This is a genomic window from Pseudomonas sp. Sample_20, assembly GCF_004307585.1.
GTDB lineage: Bacteria > Pseudomonadota > Gammaproteobacteria > Pseudomonadales > Pseudomonadaceae > Aquipseudomonas > Aquipseudomonas atacamensis.
In genome coordinates, this window is sequence record NZ_RCOA01000018.1 from 26443 (window position 1) to 46279 (window position 19837).

The following is a 19837-nucleotide window of genomic DNA, read 5'->3' on the forward strand; positions in this document are numbered from 1 at the left end:
ATCAGAACACCGAGACGTAATCGCCCAGTTCGACCTGTACCGATTTGATGCGGGTGAAGTTGTTCAGCGAGCTGATTCCGTTCTCACGGCCAACACCCGACTGCTTGTAGCCGCCGACCGGCATTTTCGCGTCGGACTCGCCCCAGGCGTTGATCCAGCAGATACCGGCTTCCAGTTGATGGATCACGCGGTGGGCGCGGTTCAGGTCTTTGGTAACGATACCGGCGGCCAGGCCGAAGTCGGTGTCGTTGGCGCGGCGGATCACTTCTTCTTCGGTTTCGTAGGAGAGGATCGCCATCACCGGGCCGAAGATTTCTTCGCGGACGATGGTCATATCGTCGGTGCAGTCGGTGAACACGGTTGGCGCCACGAACGCACCTTTGGCGAATTCGCCGTCGGTCAGACGACCGCCGCCGCACAGCACGCGTGCGCCTTCTTCTTTACCTTTGGCGATGTAAGCCAACACGCTTTCCATGTGCGGGAAGCTGACCAGCGGGCCGAAGTTGGTGTTTTCGTCTTCCGGGTTGCCAACGCGGATGCGGGCAACGCGCTCAACGATCTTGGCCTCGAACGCCGCTTTCAGGTGCGCCGGTACGAATACGCGAGTGCCGTTGGTGCAGACCTGACCGGAGCTGTAGAAGTTGGCCATCATCGCCGTGTCGGCAGCGCGATCAAGATCGGCGTCGTCGCAGATGATCAGCGGCGACTTGCCGCCCAGTTCCATGGTCACGTCCTTGAGCGACGAAGCCGAAGCGCTGGCCATGACTTTCTTGCCGGTGTCGGTGCCGCCAGTGAAGGAGATTTTCTCGATGCGCGGGTGCTCGGTCAGCCAGGTGCCGACTTCGCGGCCGCTGCCGGTCAGGACGTTGAACACGCCGTTCGGTACGCCGGCCTCGGTGTAGATCTCAGCCAGTTTCAGGGTGGTCAGCGAGGTGACTTCGCTTGGCTTGAAGATCATCGCGTTACCGGCCGCCAGGGCTGGAGCGGATTTCCACAGCGCGATCTGGATCGGGTAGTTCCACGCGCCGATACCGGCGACCACGCCCAGCGGCTCGCGACGGGTGTAAACGAAAGAGGTGTCACGCAGCGGGATCTGCTCGCCTTCGATGGCGGGCACCAGGCCTGCGTAGTATTCCAGCACGTCAGCGCCGGTGACGATGTCGACGTACTTGGTTTCGGAGAAGGATTTGCCGGTGTCCAGGGTTTCCAGCGCGGCCAGCTCATCGTTGCGCTCGCGCAGGATGTCGACGGCGCGACGCAGGATGCGCGAACGCTCCATAGCGGTCATCGCGGCCCAGATTTTCTGGCCCTTTTCGGCGCTGACCACAGCGCGCTCGACGTCGTCTTTGGTCGCACGTTGCACCAGTGCGAGGACTTCACCGTTCGCCGGGTTGATGGCTTCGAAGGTGGCGTCGCTGCCGGCGTCGGTGTACGCGCCATCGATGTAGAGTTTTTGCAGTTCGAAACGGGCCATAGTGTCCTCGCAAGTGCATTGGTGGTTGGCGTTGACCACCGCGATGACGCTGCGGTGGAGTTCAGGGGCCGAGCATTTTCTGTGTGCTCTAGCTCACCTTCTTGGCCAATTGGAAATCCATGTATTCGTAAGCGATCTGTTGCGCCTGCGCCGTGTCGAAAGCGTCCCCCGACAGCGCGCCGCGCAACCACAAACCGTCGATCAAAGCTGCCAGGCCTCGGGCGGCATTGCGCGCATCTTCGAGCGGCAACACACGGCGGAACTGGCAGCACAGGTTGGAATACAGACGGTGATCGTTGATCCGCTGCAACCTGTGCAAAGACGGCTGGTGCATGCTGGTGGCCCAGAAGGCCAGCCAGGTTTTCATTGCCGGGCCATTGACCTGGCTGGCGTCGAAGTTGCCTTCGATGATCACCTGCAGATGCGCCCGTGGGCTGTCATCTGCCAGCGCCTGACGGCGCGCGGTGACGCTCTCGCTGAGGGCGGTCATCAGGTACCGCATCGTGGCGGCGATCAGGCCGTTCTTGTCCTGAAAGTAATGACTGATGATGCCATTCGAGACACCGGCCAAACGGGCGATCAGCGCAATGCTGGCGTCCCCCATTCCGACCTGATCGACCGCTTGCAAAGTGGCTTCGATCAGTTGTTGGCGGCGGATGGGTTGCATACCGACCTTGGGCATCTTGCACATCTCCTTAGGCCTTCCGAGGGGCGAATGACGCCGATCGGATTGAGGGCCAGTCTATTTTGTTTTGATTGAACGTTCAATCAACAAAGAATAAGATCTGCGACAATTCGTCGCTGCCTACAGAAAATTCCTACGCGTAATGACGATAAAAACCGACACCTGAAACGGCTCGAAACCTGCGCGGGGCATGGCGCGGTTCGCGATTCGATGGACGTGTTGAAAGGGCAAGACGCTCGGGGCCAGGTTTCGGATGAACGTCCGTCGCCTTTGGCCACGAAAGCGAATACGCAACGCCATTTCGGCAGGTTCGGGCTTTTTTCGGAGTGTCTTTATATCACCCGCCGGTCGGCTGCCAACTAACCGATTGGTCGGGTTCCGTGATGCCTTGTGTTCTTCTCTCGCACTGCCTGGAGCATTTGTGCCATGAGTTCTGCCTCGCTAATAAAGACCCCGCCCGAGAAGGTGACGGTCAACGGTTGGGTGTTCTACACCTCGACCGCGCTGATTCTGTTGTTGACCGCCATTCTGATCATCGCCCCGCAAGAGGCCGGCAGAATGTTGGGCATGGCCCAGGCCTGGTTGTCGCGCAGCTTCGGCTGGTACTACATGGTGGTGATCGCCGCCTACCTGGTGTTCGTGGTCGGTCTGGCGTTTTCCTCGTACGGCAAACTCAAACTGGGCAGCAAGGACGACACCCCGGATTTCAGTTACGGCGCCTGGGCGGGGATGCTGTTCTCGTCGGGCATCGGCATTTCGCTGTTGTACTTCGGCGCGTCCGAGCCGCTGGATCACTACTTCAATCCGCCGGAAGGCACCTCGGCCACCAACATGGCCGCGCGTCAGGCAGTGCAACTGACCTTCCTGCACTGGGGCCTGCACGGCTGGGCGATCTACGCTTTGGTCGGCCTTGCCGTGGCGTATTTTGCCTATCGGCATAACCAGCCGCTGGCCCTGCGTTCGGCGCTGTATCCATTGGTCGGCGAGCGTTGGGTCAAAGGCGCTGCCGGGCACGCGGTGGACGGCTTCGGCATGTTCGTGACCCTGCTGGGTCTGGTGACCAACCTGGGGATTGGCTCGCTGCAAGTGTCGTCCGGGCTGGAAAACCTGTTCGGCATGGAGCACAGCAACACCAACCTGCTGATCGTCATCATCGTCATGAGCACAGTAGCGACCATCGCTGCCGTGTCGGGTGTGGAAAACGGCATCCGTCGTCTGTCCAACCTGAACATCGTGCTGTTCAGCGGCCTGCTGATTTTCGTCCTGCTGTTCGGCCCGACTTTGCACCTGCTCAACGGTTTCGTGCAGAACATCGGTGACTACCTCAACGGCGTGGTGCTGAAGACCTTCGACCTGTACGTCTATGAAGGCGACAGCGCCAAGTCCGACCGCTGGCTGGGCCTGTGGACCCTGTTCTACTGGGCCTGGTGGATTTCCTGGGCGCCATTCGTGGGCATGTTCATCGCACGGATTTCCCGTGGCCGCAGCGTGCGTGAACTGGTTGCTGGCGTGCTGCTGATTCCGCTGGGCTTCACCTTGGCGTGGCTGTCGATCTTCGGCAACTCGGCGCTGGATCTGGTGATGAATCAGGGCGCGGTGGAGCTGGGCAAGACGGCGCTGGAACAGCCGTCGATGGCGATCTATCAGTTGCTTGAGCATTATCCGGCGTCGAAAGTCGTCATCGGGGTGTCGATCTTTGTCGGCTTCGTGCTGTTCCTGACCCCGGCCGACTCCGGCGCGGTGATGATGGCGAATCTTTCCTGCAAGGGCGGCAACGTCGATGAAGACGCGCCGCACTGGCTGCGGATCTTCTGGTCGGTGGTGATCACGCTGGTGACCATCGGCCTGCTGTTCGCCGGCAACTTCGAAGCCATGCAGACCATGGTGGTGCTGGCCGGCCTGCCGTTCTCGGTGGTGCTGATCTGCTTCATGTTCGGCCTGCACAAGGCGATGCGCCAGGACGTGCAGATCGAACAGGAGCAAGCGCAACTGGCCGAGCGCGGGCGCCGTGGTTTCAGCGAGCGCCTGACGCAACTGGATCTGCAGCCGAGCCAATCGGTGGTGCAGCGCTTCATGGACAAGCATGTCACCCCGGCGCTGGAAGATGCAGCGGCGCAGTTGCGCAATCAGGGCATTGAAGTGCAGACGCTGCTGGGCAAGGCCAAGCGTTGCATGGGCGTGCGGGTCGAGATGGAAGAGGGCAACCCTTTCGTTTACGAAGTGAGCCTGGATGGTTATCTGGCGACCCCGACCGAATCGGCGCAATCAGATGAAGCGCGTCAGCGTTATTACCGTGCTGAGGTGTATCTGCACAATGGCAGCCAGGATTACGACTTGATGGGCTTTACGCCGGAGCAGATTACGCGGGATGTGCTCGATCAGTTTGAAAGCCATCGGCAGCTTCTTGGCCGGGTGTATAGCTAAACAGCTAAAACAAAAGGGGCTCGATTGAGCCCCTTTTGCATGATCGTTCCCACGCTCCGCGTGGGAATGCATCAATGGACGCTCTGCGTCCGCTGTTGTGGGACGCGGAGCGTCCCGGGCTGCATTCCCACGCGGAGCGTGGGAACGATCACGCCGCGATAATCTCGCGGCGTTTTTGTGTCTGCGGGGTTTACCCCAGATTCTTGCCCAACAACGCGTGATACAACTCGCTGTCGCCCAGAATCCCCACCACATGATTGTTATCGTGCAGCACCAGCTTGTTGCCGGTCTGATAACGGATCTGCAGCGCGTCACGCATGCCGATGTTCGAGTCCACCAGCGTTGGCTTGCGCTCCAGGCCTTCCACCGCTTGGCCAGGTGCCCAGTTCTGCAGGTTCAGCACCGAGCCGTTCTGCCGCGCGCCTTTGATGGTGTTGCCTTCGGCCAGGTCCAGCCACGAGTCGCCGCCCGGATCGAGGCACACCGAGCCGTTGATGCGTTTGCACTTGTCCAGCGTGCGCATCAGGCTGCGGCCGCAGAGCACGTTGAGCGGATTGGTGTGGGCGACGAAGGTGCGCACATAGTCGTCCGCCGGGTTGAGGACGATTTCCTCCGGCACGCTGTACTGGATGATCCGACCGTCCTTCATGATCGCGATGCGGCTACCCAATTTGAGTGCTTCATCGAGGTCGTGGCTCACAAACACGATGGTCTTGCTCAGCTTGCGTTGCAGCTCCAGCAGTTCATCCTGCAGACCCTGGCGGATCAACGGGTCGAGGGCCGAGAACGGTTCGTCCATCAGCAGAATGTCGGCGTCCATGGCCAGCGCGCGGGCGAGGCCGACGCGCTGCTGCATGCCGCCGGAGAGTTCGTCCGGCTTTTTGTTGCGCCACTGGGTCAGGCCGACCAGTTCGAGTTTCTCATCGACCAGTTTCTTGCGTTCCTTCTCCGGTCGACCCTGCATTTCCAGACCGAAACTGATGTTCTCGCGCACCGTCAGCCATGGCATCAGGGCAAACTTCTGGAACACCATCGCAATACGCTTGGTGCGCATCATCTTCAGCTCGGCGGGCGTGCAGGACGCGATGTCGATCTGGCGGTTTTCATGCTCGACGAACAGCTTGCCGCGGCTCACGGTGTTGAGGCCGTTGATGCAGCGCAGCAGGCTCGACTTGCCCGAGCCGGACAGGCCCATCAGCACGCAGATCTCGCCTTTGTTGATGTCCAGCGTGGCTTTTTCCACGCCGACGATCTGACCGGTCTTCTTCAGGATCTCGTTGCGGGTCATGCCCTGATCGAGCAGCTTGAGTGCCTCGCGCGGGTCCTTGGAGAAGATTACGTCGACGTCTTCGAAGCGAATTATGCTCATGCGTCACCCCCTACTTTAGCGTCGGGTTGTTTGCAGATACGGTCGAGCATGATCGCCAGCAGTACGATTGCCAGGCCCGCTTCGAAGCCCAGCGCAATATCAGCAGTGTTCAGTGCGTTGACCACCGGTTTGCCGAGTCCGTCGGCGCCGACCAGTGCCGCGATCACCACCATCGACAGCGACAGCATGATGCACTGGGTGATGCCGGCCGCGATGCTCGGCATGGCGTGCGGCAGTTCGATCCTTGAGAGCAATTGGCGACGCGAGCAGCCGAAGGCCTTGCCGGCGTCCATCAGTTCTTGCGGGACATCACGGATGCCCAGGTAGGTCAGGCGGATCGGCGCCGCGATGGCGAACACCACCGTGGAGATCAGGCCCGGAACCACGCCCAGCCCGAAGAGGGTCAGGGTAGGAATGAGGTAAACGAAGGTCGGTACGGTCTGCATCAGATCGAGCACCGGCCGCATCATGGTGTAGAACATCGGTTTGTGCGCGGCGACGATGCCCAGCGGCACGCCGATCAACACGCAGACCAGGGTGGCGAACAGCACCTGGGCGAGGGTTTCCATGGTTTCCTGCCAGTAACCCAGGTTGAGGATCAGCAGGAACGAGGCGACCACGAACGCGGTCAGGCCCCACTTGCGTTGAATCAGATGGGCAATGATGGCAATCAGGCCAATCAGCACCAACGGGTTGAACCAGGTCAGCGCAAACGTCACGCCGTGGATCATCGTTTCCAGTGTCACGGCGATTGCGTCGAAGGTGTTGGCGCCGTGTTGCGTCAACCATTCGACGAAGCCCGCGATGTACTGGCCTAAAGGTATTTTCTGATCAATCAGCATGGTAGTGAACGTCCGCATGCAAGGAAATTAACAGCCCGGGCAGGCACGCCTGCCCGGCATAAGCGGTGCCTTTCAAATCAAGGCGCGAGCTTGGCTTTCACGGCCTCCAGGCCTGGTTTACCGTCAATGGTGGTCACGCCAGCGAGCCAGGTATCGAGCACCTGTGGATTCTTTTTCAGCCAGGCCTTGGCGGCCGCGTCAGGCTTCATCTTGTCGTCGAGGATGTTGCCCATCAGTTCACTTTCCATGTCGACGGTGAACTCCAGGTTTTTCAACAGCTGACCGACGTTGCTGCATTCTTCGGCGTAACCCTTGCGGGTGTTGGTAGCCACAGTGGCTGCGCCGAAATCGGGGCCGAAGAAGTCGTCGCCGCCGGTCAGGTATTGAATCTTGAAGCGCTTGTTCATCGGGTGCGGTGCCCAGCCGAGGAAGACCACGGCGGTGTCGCGCTTCTGCGCCCGGTCGACTTGCGAGAGCATGCCGGCCTCGGAAGATTCGACGATCTTGAAGCCAGCGGTTTTCAGGCCGAAGGCATCCTTGTCGATCATGCTCTGGATCAGCCGGTTGCCGTCGTTGCCCGGCTCGATGCCGTAGATCTTGCCGTCGAGCTCTTTCTTGAATTTGGCAATGTCGGCGAAGTCATGCAGGCCTTTGTCGTACAGGGCTTGCGGCACGGCGAGGGTGTATTTGGCACCCTTGAGGTTGGTGCGCACGGTGTCGACGGTGCCGGCATCGCGATACGGCTTGATGTCGTTCTCCATGGTCGGCATCCAGTTACCGAGAAACACGTCCATGTTCTTGCCGTCGGCCAGCGACTTGTAGGTCACGGGCACGGAGATCATGGTGGTCTTGGTCTTGTAGCCGAGGGCGTTGAGAACAACGGAAGTGGTGGCGGTGGTTGCGGTGATGTCGGTCCAGCCGACATCGGAGAAGTTAACGAGGCTGCACTGTGCCGGTTCTGCGGCTTGCGCCAGTAACGGCAGACTCAGCAGGGCGGCCAACAACAACGACGGGGAACCTTTCATGGATGGACTCCTTGGTGTTTTTTTTGGCAGTGTTCCGACTGTGGACCACCGCACTTATGGGTTGCGGTTGGTGGCGTTTTTGAGACAGCTCTACCGCAGCGCCTTGCAATCGAGTCATCCCGATCATGTACCAGTGAAAATCTGACGCCTACAGGGAGGGTCGTATCCAGTACAGGGATGGTCGCTTCCAGTGTCGGTGACGTCGCTTACAGCTTTTTTCCGCCCCCGATGACCTGCTCGACTGCATAAAAACGGCGTATTTGCGGGGCGAAAACGTAACGACGCTGCTGGACATGACTGCGTCGGTGTCAGACGCCGAGCGCGCCGACAAAAGCCCGATGATGCCGGCATTCGGCGGATCGCAGCTTGAGCGTAGCAGCTCCGCCAGCGGGCGCTTTTGCCGCCCGGACCGGTATTCTCAGGAGCTTCGCAGCAATGGCTATCAGCGTTTTCGACCTGTTCAAAATCGGCATCGGCCCTTCCAGTTCCCACACCGTCGGGCCGATGCGCGCCGCCGCACTGTTCGTCGAGTCGCTGCGCGGCAAGCACCAGCTGGAACAGGTGCGGCGCATCGAGGTGCAGTTGTTCGGATCGCTTTCCGCCACCGGCATCGGTCACGGCAGCGACAACGCAGTGATCATGGGCCTGATGGGCGAGTGGCCGGACGCAATCGACCCGGCGCAGATCGGCCCGCGCATTCAGGCGCTGCGCGAAACCCATACGTTGTTATTGGATGGTCGCCTGTCGGTGCCGTTTGTCTGGGCGCGGGACATGCGCCTGATCGATGAAAACCTGCCATTCCATCCCAACGCCATGACGCTGGTGGCCGAAGGCGAGTTCGGTGAGCTGCACCGTGACACCTACTATTCGGTCGGCGGCGGCTTCGTCGTTGATGAGGCGCAAGCGTCCAGTGGTGTGGTCGATCTGGATCGCACCGAATTGCCCTACGACTTCTCCAGTGCGGTCGAGCTGCTGGAGTTGTGCAAAACGCACAACCTGCGCATTGCCGAACTGATGATGGCCAACGAAAAGGTCTGGCGCAGCGAAGAAGAGATCCGTGCCGGGCTGATGAAACTGTGGCGGGCGATGCAGGATTGCGTCGAGCAGGGCCTCAAGCATGAAGGCATTCTGCCCGGCGGCTTGAACGTTCGCCGACGTGCGGCGAAGTTGCATCGCAGCCTGCAAGAGCTGAACAAACCGAACGTCATCGGCTCGACCCTGAGCGCGATGGAGTGGGTCAACCTGTTCGCCCTGGCCGTCAATGAAGAGAATGCGGCCGGCGGGCGCATGGTTACCGCGCCGACCAATGGCGCGGCGGGGATCATCCCGGCGGTGCTGCACTACTTCATGAAATTCAGCGAGGCAGTCACCGACGCCAACGTCGTCGACTATTTCCTCGGCGCGGCGGCAGTCGGCATTTTGTGCAAGAAGAATGCTTCGATCTCTGGGGCCGAGGTCGGTTGTCAGGGCGAGGTCGGTTCGGCCTGCGCGATGGCAGCGGCGGGGCTGGCGGAGATTCTTGGCGCCACCCCTGAACAACTGTGCAATGCGGCGGAAATCGGCCTGGAACACAACCTTGGTCTGACCTGCGACCCGGTCGGTGGTCTGGTGCAGGTGCCGTGTATCGAGCGCAATGCGATCGCCGCCGTGAAAGCCATCAACGCGGCGCAAATGGCCCTGCGCGGCGACGGTCAGCACTTTATCTCGCTGGACCGGGTGATCCGCACCATGCGCGATACCGGCGCCGATATGCATGACAAATATAAAGAAACTTCGCGCGGTGGCTTGGCGGTCAGTGCGGTTGAGTGCTGACCGTGAACCCGTGGCGAGGGGATTTATCCCCGATGGGCTGCGAAGCGGCCCCTTAACCTGCGTTCAAAGTTCTGTCTGATAGACCATGGTGAGAGGTGTTACGACTGCTGCGCAGCCGATCGGGGATAAATCCCCTCGCCACAGGTTGATCTAGCAGAGTGGAGTGCCAGACCAGTCAAAACTGCTCGACAAAAGAACACCCCGATCCAGCCACGCCACCTTTTGGCGCGTCGCAATCAGACAAGCCTCACTGTCAGTCGTGACTTGTCAGTCGTTACTCGACCGTCCGTCGTCCGTGCTTGCGGTGACACTCTGTGCAAATCCGCTGCAGGCCAGTTCCCACAAGTGCTACCGATCTGCTCACGGGCTGCGCGGCAGGGCTCTCGCGGCATCTGATGGCACTTCGAAATGGCGTGTTCCGAGGTCTCGTATAGACGCGTCGCGAGGTCGTTTTCAGGAGTTATTGAATGGCCGTCCAATTTCAGGCACGGCAATTGCTCTGTCATAACAAAGCCTGCTTTCTCTGTGAGACGCGGGCAATAACAAGAGCCTCCGCCTGAGGCCGCCACCCGCTTTGTGTGAGGAGATACCGCGATGACGTCGTTCAACTCCGGGGCCCAACCCCAGAACCGTGCGCCTCAATCCATCGGCTTTCTGCTGCTGGACAATTTCACGCTGATTTCCCTGGCGTCCGCCGTTGAGCCGCTGCGCATGGCCAATCAGTTGTCCGGTCGCGAGCTGTATCGCTGGAGCACCCTCACCGTCGATGGCGGCCAGGTCTGGGCCAGTGACGGTTTGCAGATCACTCCCGACGCCTCCATGCACAAAGCCCCGCCCCTGGACACGGTGATTGTCTGCGGCGGCATCGGCATTCAACGTACCGTAACCCGTGAACACGTCTCGTGGCTGCAAAGCCAGGCGCGCCAGTCCAAGCGCCTGGGCGCGGTGTGCACCGGCAGTTGGGCGCTGGCCTGTGCCGGTCTGCTCGACGGCTTCGATTGCAGCGTGCACTGGGAATGTCTGGCGGCGATGCAGGAAGCTTTCCCGCGCGTGGCCATGAGCACACGTCTGTTCACCCTCGACCGTAACCGCTTCACCAGTTCCGGCGGTACCGCGCCGCTGGACATGATGCTGCACCTGATCAGCCGCGATCACGGTCGTGAACTGTCGGCAGCGATCTCGGAAATGTTCGTCTACGAGCGCATCCGCAACGAACAGGATCACCAGCGTGTGCCGCTCAAGCACATGCTCGGCACCAACCAGCCGAAGTTGCAGGAAATCGTCGCGCTGATGGAAGCCAATCTGGAAGAGCCGATCGATCTGGATGAGCTGGCGGTGTATGTCGCGGTGTCGCGTCGACAACTGGAGCGGTTGTTCCAGAAATACCTGCACTGCTCGCCGTCACGCTATTACCTGAAGCTGCGCCTGATCCGCGCCCGGCAACTGCTCAAGCAGACGCCGATGTCGATCATCGAAGTGGCGTCGGTGTGCGGTTTCGTCTCCACGCCGCACTTCTCCAAGTGCTACCGCGAGTACTTCGGCATCCCGCCGCGTGACGAGCGCGTCGGCTCCAACACCACCCAGCAAGTGGCGATGTTGCCGCTGCCGCAGGCCATCGTGATGTCGCCGCTCTCGGGGCCGATGTCAGCGCTGAGTCAGGCGCGCAATGAGTCGACGTTTGCCAGCGTAAGGCTGTAGACCGAGTCTGATCGTTCCCACGCTCTGCGTGGGAATGCAGCCCGGGACGCTCTGCGTCCCAAAAGGCCGAACGCGGAGCGTCCGTTGAGGCATTCCCACGCAGAGCGTGGGAACGATCAGGTGGGAGCGAGCCTGCTCGCGAAGGGGTTTCTCAGGCGCTGTGTGACTGCTGGTAATCCGAAAGGGCCGGCAACAATTGCTTGTCGATCGCCTGGCGCACCGCCGGCTGAATGCTGGCGCCGCTGGTGTACATGTCCTTGACCATCTTGCGCAGTTCGAATGCGCGAACATTGTCCAGGCCACGCACCGCACACTCGCAGGCCTGCTCGGCGGTGGTACCGCTCGGCACCTGAATACCCAAGGCCTTGAGCTGGCCCAACAGATCTTCCTGGTCAATCAAATCGGCGTACATCATTACGCAAATCCTTCTGTGGCAACGGAGGTCTTGGCTCGATTCTGGTGGCCCCGACCGGACGCGGCAAGGGCGTTTTGTCGCGGTGGCCGGGACGACTATGAACAGGTCGTTTTCGGCTAACCGACTGGATGGGCGACTAGGCACACTGGCGCCAGCTCGCTTCACGAAGGTTTGGTCACCCTCGCCTGGCAGCTCCTCAACAGTACCCTCCTCAGCTCCGATCCTGTCACGGCTTGATCGGAGTTTTTTTTGCCTGTGATTCAGTTAGTAGCGCGTTGTTTGCACTGACGCTTTCGCGAGCAAGCTCGCTCCCACAGTTGAAATGCATTCCAATGTGGGAGCGAGCCTGCTCGCGAAGAACGATGACGCGGTTCAACGTTGCAACACCAGAATCCGCGACAACAACTCATCCCGGTCGACATAGCAGCCCTGGAAATGCCGCGCCCCGGTCGCTGGATCAAAGGCATTGCGCGCATGCAGCGTGCGGCGGTTGTCAAAGCACCACAACTCGCCCGGCTTGAGCCGCTGCATCAGCCGAAACCGCGGCTCGCGGGTCATCGCAATAAAGCGCCGATAGGCTCGATATAGCAACGGCATCTGCGCCACCGACGTATCGAACGCCCCGCGCAGAAAGTTGGCCATGCGAATCTCCGCCACCCGGCCCAGCGCATCCACAGCGATGATCGGCGCCAGGCAGCGATAGTCGCTGTGCCGGTCCTTGTTGCGAAATTCCACAGGGATTTCGCACAGGGCCTCAAACAGCTGCGGCTCCTCCTGACGCAAGGCCTCGGCGATCGCAAAACCATCGACGAAAATGCTCTCGCCACCCTCGGCATCATTGACCAGGCAATGCAGAAATTGCAGCCCCGGTTGCAGCTCGCGAGTCGGCAAATCCGTGTGCAATGGCAGGTTGAAGGCGGTGTAGGCGTTGCTGTCGGCGTCGGCTTTGGATTGCACATTGAACAGCACGCCGAAGTTGCTTTCGCGGATGAAGGAAATCCGCTGCGCGATGAGCTTCAGCGAGCCCGGCTCGGTGGGCACGCCGCGCACTTGGGTCAGGCCGATGTCGCGCACGGCGAGCAACCATTGCAGCAGCGCGGCGTTGTCGTTCATCAGCGCGGTGTAGTCGAACACCGGCAACTGCAGATCGCTGTGCCACAAACGCGGCTGCGGTTTGCCGGCCAGGCGTTCGGCGCGGGATTCATCGTCATAGGCATGCGCGCGCAGCCAGCCCGGGTCGAAGCGGCTGAGGTGACCGTCCTGCCAGTCGATACGCAGGCAACCATCGGTGTCGATGCGCGTGGCCAGCGGTTGCAAATCCTCGGCGGCATCGACGCTTTCGAAGACTTGCTCGCGAGTAACGCTGTAGACACATTGATCACACGGGCAATTGTCGCGCAGCCATACGTGGTGAAGCGGGCTGACACGACCGTCAGCCCATTCGATGACAACGCGATCCGCCAGACCCTGCACGCCACCGAGCGCGCTGATCAACGGATAAGTACGAAAATCGGCAACAGCGACGGCGGTGTTCATGGCGGCTCCTTGGCAGTGGGGATTTACCGAGCGGGTGGCAGCGCGATCACGCGGCCGATGTAAGCGGGAGCGGGCAGGTCGGTCTGATCGGCGACGATGGCTTGCAGGCGATGCAACGTATCAGGGCTGAACGGCGCCGAGCGCGGGCCGGCGAGGTCGACGTGCAAAAGCATCTGTTCATTGCCGGCCAGCGCTTGCTCATCGCCGATTTTGTGCAGGCTGTGGTAGAGGTGCAGGCGCTTGCTGTCGTGGTCGATGATTTGCGTGCGCACTTCCACCTCAGTGTCGATCTTCACTTCGTGCAGGTAATTGAGGTGCAGCTCAAGGGTGAACAGCGAATGGCCGCTGGCTTCGCGGTTGCTGCTGTCCATGCCGAGGCGGTCCATCAGCGCATCGGTGGCGTAGCTGAAGATCAGCAAGTAAAAGGCGTCGCGCAGGTGGCCGTTGTAGTCGACCCAGTCGGGGATGATGGTGGTTTGGTAGGTGGTGAGTGTGGGCATGATTGGGTTCCGGCAGGTGGCGGGTCGTTAGGATCAAGAGCAACCCCCTCACCCCAACCCTCTCCCCCAAGGGGGCGAGGGGGAAAGGGAGCAGATCGGGGGCCTTTCAAAACTCGAGTTCGGCTCGATAGATCAGGTCGGTGCAGCTCGCATAAACACCGCGGTCGGTCCCCTCTACCTCTGGGAGAGGGCTAGGGTGAGGGCAGCGGTCTGAAGCGGAACCATCACTCGCTGAAACTCATCCCATGCTTCTCTTTGGTGGTCTTCACCGCTTCAAGCACCGCCAGCAAACAATCATCACGATAGCGCTCCAGCGCGGAAATGCTGTGCCGACCGAGCTGATCGGTGGTGCCATCGACCACATCATCAATCAATTTGTCGGTCAGCTCCGGTGCCGGCAGATACGTCCACGGCAACTGCAACGCCGGGCCGAATTGCGACATGAAGTGGCGCATGCCGGCATCGCCGCCGGCCAGGGTGTAAGTCAGGAAAGTGCCCATGAACGACCAGCGCAGACCGGCGCCAAAGCGAATCGCATCGTCGATTTCGCCGGTCGTCGCGACACCGTCGTTGACCAGGTGCAACGCCTCGCGCCACAGCGCTTCGAGCAGGCGATCGGCGATGAAACCCGGCACTTCCTTGCGCACATGCAACGGGCGCATGCCGAGGGATTGGTAGACTTGCATCGCCGCTTGCACCGCCTCCGGCGCGGTGTTTCTGCCGCCGACGACTTCGACCAGCGGCAACAGATAAACCGGGTTGAACGGATGCCCGACCACGCAGCGTTCAGGGTGCGTCGAACTCTCGTAGAACTCGCTGGGCAACAGGCCTGAAGTGCTGGAGCCGATCAGCGCATCGGGCTTGGCGGCGGCGCTGATCTTGCTGTGCAGGTCGAGCTTCAGTTCCAGCCGTTCCGGGGCGCTTTCCTGGATGAAATCGGCGTCACGCACACATTCCTCGATGGTTGCGACAAAGCGCAGACGATCCTGCGAAGCACCCGGCGCCAGGCCGTTTTTCTCCAGCGCGCCCCACGCATTGGCCACGCGTTGGCGCAATGCCGCTTCGGCGCCGGGCGCCGGGTCCCAGGCCACTACATCGAGGCCGTGGGCGAGGGCGCGGGCGACCCAGCCACTGCCGATGACACCGCTGCCAAGAGCGGCGAAAGTTTTGATTTCGGTGATAAAGCGCATGGCGATGTCCTGAAGAGTTCGGTGATCCCTGTGGAAACTCTGTTCTCGTGGCGAGGGGATTTATCCCCGATCGGCTGCGAAGAAGTCGTAAAACCTGTGCTATCGGTCTATCTGATGCCCCGGGTTGTCAGGTTTTGGGGCGGCTTCGCCACCCATCGGGGATAAATCCCCTCACCACAAAATTTATGTTCACAGGGAGAAAGGGTGAGGTTCAGCCGCGCTGGGTCAGGCCCATTTTTTTGCGACCTTCTGCCGGTGTGAGCACGCGGGCGCCGAGGCGGCTGAGGATTTCCGTGGCGCGTTCGACCAGTTGGCCATTGGTCGCCAGCACGCCTTTGTCCAGCCACAGGTTGTCTTCGAGGCCGACCCGCACGTTGCCGCCCAGCAGCACCGCTTGCGCCGCCATCGGCATCTGCATGCGGCCGATGCCGAAGCCGGCCCAGACCGCGTCGGCGGGCAGGTTGTCGACCATGGCTTTCATCGTGGTGGTGTCGGCCGGCGCGCCCCACGGGATGCCCAGGCAGAGCTGGAACAGCGGGTTGTCGAGCAAGCCTTCCTTGATCATCTGCTTGGCGAACCACAGATGCCCGGTGTCGAAAATCTCCAGTTCGGCCTTCACGCCCAGTTCGGTGATGCGCTTGGCGCCGGCGCGCAGTTGCGCCGGGGTGGAGACGTAAATGGTGTCGCCATCGCCGAAGTTCAGCGTGCCGCAATCGAGGGTGCAGATTTCCGGCAGCAGTTCTTCGACGTGGGCGAGACGGGTCAGCGGACCGACCAGATCGGTGTTCGGGCCGAACTCCATCGGCTTCTCGCCAGGGCCGATTTCCAGGTCGCCGCCCATCCCGGCGGTGAGGTTGACGATGATGTCGACGTCCGCCTCGCGGATGCGCTCCATCACTTCGCGGTACAGCGCCACGTCACGGCTGAACTTGCCGGTCTGCGGGTCGCGCACATGGCAGTGCACGACGGTGGCGCCGGCCTTGGCCGCTTCCACCGCGGCAGCGGCAATCTGTTTCGGGGTGACCGGCACGTGTGGACTTTTGGCGGTCGTGTCGCCAGCACCGGTGAGTGCGCAGGTGATGATGACGTCGTGGTTCATGATGCGTTTCCTTCAGGCGTGATGGGTCTGTCCGCAGCCCGTGGCGGGGCTGCGAAGCGTGGTTCAGTGGCCTCTCCCATCTGGGAGAGGGAGGTTCAATAAAGGGTTATTTGCTGGTCAGCTGGAGGTTTTCAGCAGCCGGTTTGCCATCGAAAGTCGTCACACCTTCAAGCCAGCGCTGTTTGTCTTCGGGGTGATCCTTGAGCCACTGCTTCGCCGACTCGAAGGCGTCCTTGTGATCGAGCAGCGGCTGCATCATCCGGCTCTCGGATTCGGCGGTGAACGTCAGGTTGGCCAGCAGGCGGCCGATGTTCGGGCATTGCTCGGCGTACTTCGGTGACGTGACCGTCCACACCGTGGCCATGCCTTCGTTCGGGCCGAGGGCGTCTTCGCTGCCGGTCAGATAGGTCATCTGAATGTTGACGTTCATCGGGTGCGGCGCCCAGCCGAAGAACACTACGGCTTCCTTGCGCCGTACGGCGCGATCGACGGCGGCGAGCATGCCGGCCTCGCTCGATTCGACCAGCTGGAATTTGCCCAGACCAAACTGGTTCTTGGCGATCATCGCCTTGATCTGCGTGTTGGCGCCGGAGCCTGGCTCGATGCCGTAGATCTTGCCGCCCAGTTCCTTCTCGAACTTGGCGATGTCGGCGAAGGTTTTCAGGCCCTTGTCAGCCAGATAGGTCGGCACGGCGAGGGTGGCGCGGGCGTCTTTCAGGCTCGGTGCTTCGAGCACTTTGACCTGATTGGCCTCGACGAATGGCGTGATGGTCTGGGTCATCAGCGGGTTCCAGTAGCCGAGGAACAGGTCCAGGCGCTGATCGCGGATCCCGGCGAAGATGATTTGCTGCGAGGCGCTGGTCTGTTTGGTGCTGTAGCCGAGGCCGTCGAGCAGGACCTGGGTCATGGCACTGGTGGCGATCACGTCAGTCCAGTTGACCACGCCCATGCGTACGTTCTTGCAGGAGGCCGGTTCGGCCGCCATCACGCCGGTGCTGAAGAAAGCGGTACCGCTGAGTGCAAGAACGCAGCTGCTGATCAGTCGTTTCATGTCGGGTTCCTCGGCAGTTCGATTATTGTGGTTTCCGGCATCTGCGCGCCGGTGAGGCCAAGTTACGCAGCTATGCACCCGTGAAAGCGCACTGCGGCGACTGGCATTTGCACTGTAGCGACCTGCACGCTTGAACGCCGCCGATAATCGGCGTATCAACGAGGCACGCGACCCGCCAACCGAGTGCGCCCATGTCCCAGGATTTCTACTTTTTGCTGATGCCGGGGTTCTCCGCCATCGGCTTTATTTCCGCGATCGAACCGTTGCGCGTGGCCAACCGCTTTCGCGGCGAGTTGTACCGCTGGCATGTGCTCAGCGCCGATGGCGGCGCGGTATTGGCGAGCAACGGCATGTCGGTCAACGCCGATGCGGCGCTGGAGCCGCTGAAGAAAGGCGCGACCTTGCTGGTGGTGGCCGGCTTCGAACCGCTGAAGTTCATCACGCCGACGCTGGAGCACTGGCTGCGCAGGCTGGACAAGGACGGCGTAACCCTCGGCGCCATCGACACCGGCAGCTTCGTCCTCGCCGAAGCGGGCCTGCTCGATGGCCATCGCCTGACCCTGCACTGGGAGGCGATCGATGCGTTCAAGGAGTCTTATCCACAGCTCAGCGTCACCCAAGAACTGTTTGAGATCGACCGCCGGCGGATCACCTCGGCGGGAGGTACGGCCTCGATTGATCTGATGCTCGACCTGATCGCCCAGGCCCACGGCCCGCAACTGGCGATTCAGGTCAGCGAGCAGTTTGTGCTCGGGCGCATACGCCCGCGCAAGGATCACCAGCGCATGGAAGTCGCCACGCGCTACGGCATCAACAACAAGAAACTGGTGCAGGTGATCGGCGAAATGGAACAGCACAGCGAACCGCCGCTGACCACGTTGCAACTGGCCGAGTCGATCAAGGTGACCCGGCGGCAACTGGAGCGTTTGTTCCGGCTGCATCTGAACGATACGCCGAGCAACTTCTATCTGCGGTTGAGGCTGGAAAAGGCCCGGCAACTGTTGCGCCAGACCGACATGAGCGTGCTCGAAGTCAGCATTGCCTGCGGGTTTGAATCACCGTCGTATTTCACCCGCAGTTATCGCGCGCGTTTCGCCCGCTGCCCCCGCGAAGACCGGCGTACCGCACAGGCGTGAATGGGCTTGCATGAAAGCAATGTGGGAGCGAGCCTGCTCGCGAAAGCGGTCTGTCATCCAACACTGATGTTGCCTGACACATTGCATTCGCGAGCAGGCTCGCTCCCACATTAATTTTCGGCGTCTGAGAGAGGGCTATTTCTTCACCAACGCCGAACACGCCGCCTTGTAAGCCTCATGCTGATATTTGTTCAACGTCCCCGGCAGTTCAAAGTTGTGCTTCTTGGCCTGGGCATTGATCGTCTGCGGCGACAGCAGTGTCACCTCACAACCATCAAGCAACTGAAACACGCCCTCGATCTTGAACGTCGTCGGCCCACCGGCAAACTCGCCCTTTTTGCTGCGCTTTTTGATCGCGATCCGGTCCACCGAGTTTTCCCGCACAAACGACGCCACCTGCGCCGCGAACCGCCGCACTTTCGCCGCCTCGTCATCGTCATCCAGAGCAATCTTTTTTGTGGCGAGAGGGACGTGGCTCAACGTCGAACCGTCGAGCGCCGCCACGGCGATGATCGCTTCGCTGCCTTTGATTTCAATGCCGCAGATGTTCATGGGAATCCTTAGACTGGCTTAAGAGGTTCAGCTTACAGCTCAAACACTCACTCCTGCCCGATCGACTCCAAAAACTCCGACCGCTCATCACTCATCCGCGCCACGCAATCATTCTGCGCAATGGTGAACGCCTTGCTCCCCGCCGTTGCCGGGAACGCTTCCACCGCGCAATCCGCATCCCGCGTCTTCAACCACTGCTGCTGGGCGGTTTTCAGTTTGGCGGTGATGTCGGCCAGTTGCGTCGGGTTCTTGCCGTAGGCGGCCTGCATGCGTTCGTTGAGGCTGGCGTAGTTGTCTTTGAGCAGGTCTTCGGCGGTGCTGCGGCTGTAGGCGGAGCATTCCAGGGTCTGGATGTCGTTTTCCACCGCGTCGCACGGGTTGTTCTCGGATTCTTCGGCGGCGTGGGCGCCGGTCGCAATCAGTGCCAGGGCGAGGAAGATCGATTTCATTGGGGTCGCTCTAATCCGTTGGTAGGTGCAGGCTGCGGCAGATTCTGGCGTAAGCGCGCGGGCTTGAACAGCCAGCCGAGGAGGGCGGCCGACGACCCTTTGTCGCGGATTGACGCTTTCGGCAATTCCCCTGTCGTTTTTGCACCCGGTCGCCCCGGCACCGAGGCATATGCTGGCCCCAAAGCGCCGGCAGACGATTCGGCGCATGAATCGCCAATAAGGGGACGCCTGATGAGCCCAGCCGAACTACACGCCGACAGCATCGTTATCGACGGTCTGATCATTGCCAAATGGAACCGCGAGCTGTTCGAAGACATGCGCAAGGGCGGTCTGACGGCAGCCAACTGCACTGTGTCGGTGTGGGAAGGCTTTCAGGCGACCGTGAACAACATCGCTGCCAGCCAGAAACTGATCCGCGAAAACAGCGACCTGGTGATGCCGGTGCGTACTACCGCCGACATCCGTCGCGCCAAGGAGCAGGGCAAGACCGGTATCCTCTTCGGCTTCCAGAATGCCCACGCTTTCGAAGACCAGATCGGCTATGTCGAGGTGTTCAAGCAGCTCGGCGTTGGCATCGTGC

General features: G+C 60.9%; 18 protein-coding genes. 5 read left to right on the forward strand and 13 right to left on the reverse strand.

The annotated features are described in order from the left end of the window. Nucleotide 1: 1 nt before the first annotated feature. Complete coding sequence (gene betB, locus D8U70_RS02935) at nucleotides 2–1474, reverse strand: betaine-aldehyde dehydrogenase (protein WP_024014608.1); 1473 nt, start codon at nucleotides 1472–1474, stop codon at nucleotides 2–4. Between the two features lie 88 nt (nucleotides 1475–1562). Next, the gene (betI, locus tag D8U70_RS02940) at nucleotides 1563–2156 is read right to left on the reverse strand and encodes a transcriptional regulator BetI (RefSeq protein WP_024014607.1); all 594 of its coding nucleotides are present in this window, start codon (nucleotides 2154–2156) and stop codon (nucleotides 1563–1565) included. A gap of 486 nt (nucleotides 2157–2642) precedes the next feature. Here betI and D8U70_RS02945 point away from each other — a divergent pair, with 486 nt between their 5' ends. Next, nucleotides 2643–4583 (forward strand): BCCT family transporter, encoded by a 1941-nt coding sequence (locus tag D8U70_RS02945; protein ID WP_223630511.1) that lies wholly within the window; start codon nucleotides 2643–2645, stop codon nucleotides 4581–4583. A gap of 190 nt (nucleotides 4584–4773) precedes the next feature. Here D8U70_RS02945 and choV read toward each other — a convergent pair whose 3' ends face one another. The 3 genes from choV to D8U70_RS02960 form a co-directional block, all read right to left on the reverse strand. Further along, the gene (gene choV / locus D8U70_RS02950) at nucleotides 4774–5952 is read right to left on the reverse strand and encodes a choline ABC transporter ATP-binding protein (protein WP_016772804.1); all 1179 of its coding nucleotides are present in this window, start codon (nucleotides 5950–5952) and stop codon (nucleotides 4774–4776) included. After that, nucleotides 5949–6794: a choline ABC transporter permease subunit gene (gene choW / locus D8U70_RS02955; RefSeq protein WP_016772805.1), complete on the reverse strand. Its 846-nt coding sequence runs from the start codon at nucleotides 6792–6794 to the stop codon at nucleotides 5949–5951. Before choW ends, choV begins: the two co-directional genes overlap by 4 nt. 77 nt (nucleotides 6795–6871) lie before the next feature. Beyond that, nucleotides 6872–7819 carry a choline ABC transporter substrate-binding protein gene (locus D8U70_RS02960; protein WP_016772806.1) on the reverse strand — a complete coding sequence of 316 codons (948 nt, stop codon included), beginning with the start codon at nucleotides 7817–7819 and terminating at the stop codon, nucleotides 6872–6874. A gap of 435 nt (nucleotides 7820–8254) precedes the next feature. On the opposite strand from D8U70_RS02960, the gene D8U70_RS02965 reads away from it, so the two are divergent. Together D8U70_RS02965 and D8U70_RS02970 are read left to right on the forward strand one after the other, a co-directional pair. After that, nucleotides 8255–9631, forward strand: coding sequence for an L-serine ammonia-lyase (locus D8U70_RS02965; protein ID WP_130928266.1), 1377 nt, complete (start codon nucleotides 8255–8257; stop codon nucleotides 9629–9631). A 594-nt stretch (nucleotides 9632–10225) separates the two neighbouring features. Beyond that, nucleotides 10226–11329, forward strand: a complete 1104-nt coding sequence (locus tag D8U70_RS02970) for a GlxA family transcriptional regulator (RefSeq protein ID WP_007949927.1) — start codon at nucleotides 10226–10228, stop codon at nucleotides 11327–11329. Nucleotides 11330–11480: 151 nt separating this feature from the next. On the opposite strand, the gene D8U70_RS02975 is transcribed toward D8U70_RS02970, so the two are convergent. From D8U70_RS02975 to D8U70_RS03000, 6 genes are all read right to left on the reverse strand, one after another. Continuing rightward, nucleotides 11481–11744: a hypothetical protein gene (locus D8U70_RS02975; RefSeq protein WP_016772808.1), complete on the reverse strand. Its 264-nt coding sequence runs from the start codon at nucleotides 11742–11744 to the stop codon at nucleotides 11481–11483. A gap of 372 nt (nucleotides 11745–12116) precedes the next feature. Further along, a complete protein-coding gene (locus D8U70_RS02980) occupies nucleotides 12117–13280 on the reverse strand; it encodes a gamma-butyrobetaine dioxygenase (protein WP_130928267.1) in 1164 nt (387 codons plus the stop codon). A gap of 23 nt (nucleotides 13281–13303) precedes the next feature. After that, nucleotides 13304–13780 carry a thioesterase family protein gene (locus D8U70_RS02985; RefSeq protein WP_130928268.1) on the reverse strand — a complete coding sequence of 159 codons (477 nt, stop codon included), beginning with the start codon at nucleotides 13778–13780 and terminating at the stop codon, nucleotides 13304–13306. Between the two features lie 224 nt (nucleotides 13781–14004). Further along, nucleotides 14005–14970, reverse strand: coding sequence for an L-carnitine dehydrogenase (locus D8U70_RS02990; RefSeq protein WP_016772811.1), 966 nt, complete (start codon nucleotides 14968–14970; stop codon nucleotides 14005–14007). 211 nt (nucleotides 14971–15181) lie between these two features. Beyond that, on the reverse strand, nucleotides 15182–16069 hold the full coding sequence (locus D8U70_RS02995; RefSeq protein ID WP_024014602.1) for a 3-keto-5-aminohexanoate cleavage protein: 888 nt from the start codon (nucleotides 16067–16069) through the stop codon (nucleotides 15182–15184). 106 nt (nucleotides 16070–16175) lie between these two features. Further along, a complete protein-coding gene (locus D8U70_RS03000) occupies nucleotides 16176–17120 on the reverse strand; it encodes a choline ABC transporter substrate-binding protein (protein WP_024014601.1) in 945 nt (314 codons plus the stop codon). A gap of 191 nt (nucleotides 17121–17311) precedes the next feature. Between D8U70_RS03000 and D8U70_RS03005 the strand changes: the two genes are divergently transcribed. After that, on the forward strand, nucleotides 17312–18256 hold the full coding sequence (locus D8U70_RS03005) for a GlxA family transcriptional regulator (RefSeq protein WP_122748164.1): 945 nt from the start codon (nucleotides 17312–17314) through the stop codon (nucleotides 18254–18256). 135 nt (nucleotides 18257–18391) lie between these two features. On the opposite strand, the gene D8U70_RS03010 is transcribed toward D8U70_RS03005, so the two are convergent. Further along, nucleotides 18392–18808 (reverse strand): DUF3010 family protein, encoded by a 417-nt coding sequence (locus D8U70_RS03010; RefSeq protein WP_122751556.1) that lies wholly within the window; start codon nucleotides 18806–18808, stop codon nucleotides 18392–18394. A gap of 47 nt (nucleotides 18809–18855) precedes the next feature. Then, nucleotides 18856–19257, reverse strand: coding sequence for a lysozyme inhibitor LprI family protein (locus tag D8U70_RS03015; RefSeq protein ID WP_024014598.1), 402 nt, complete (start codon nucleotides 19255–19257; stop codon nucleotides 18856–18858). Between the two features lie 231 nt (nucleotides 19258–19488). On the opposite strand from D8U70_RS03015, the gene D8U70_RS03020 reads away from it, so the two are divergent. Further along, a partial coding sequence (locus tag D8U70_RS03020) for a membrane dipeptidase (protein WP_177433940.1) occupies nucleotides 19489–19837 on the forward strand: 349 nt, incomplete at its 3' end.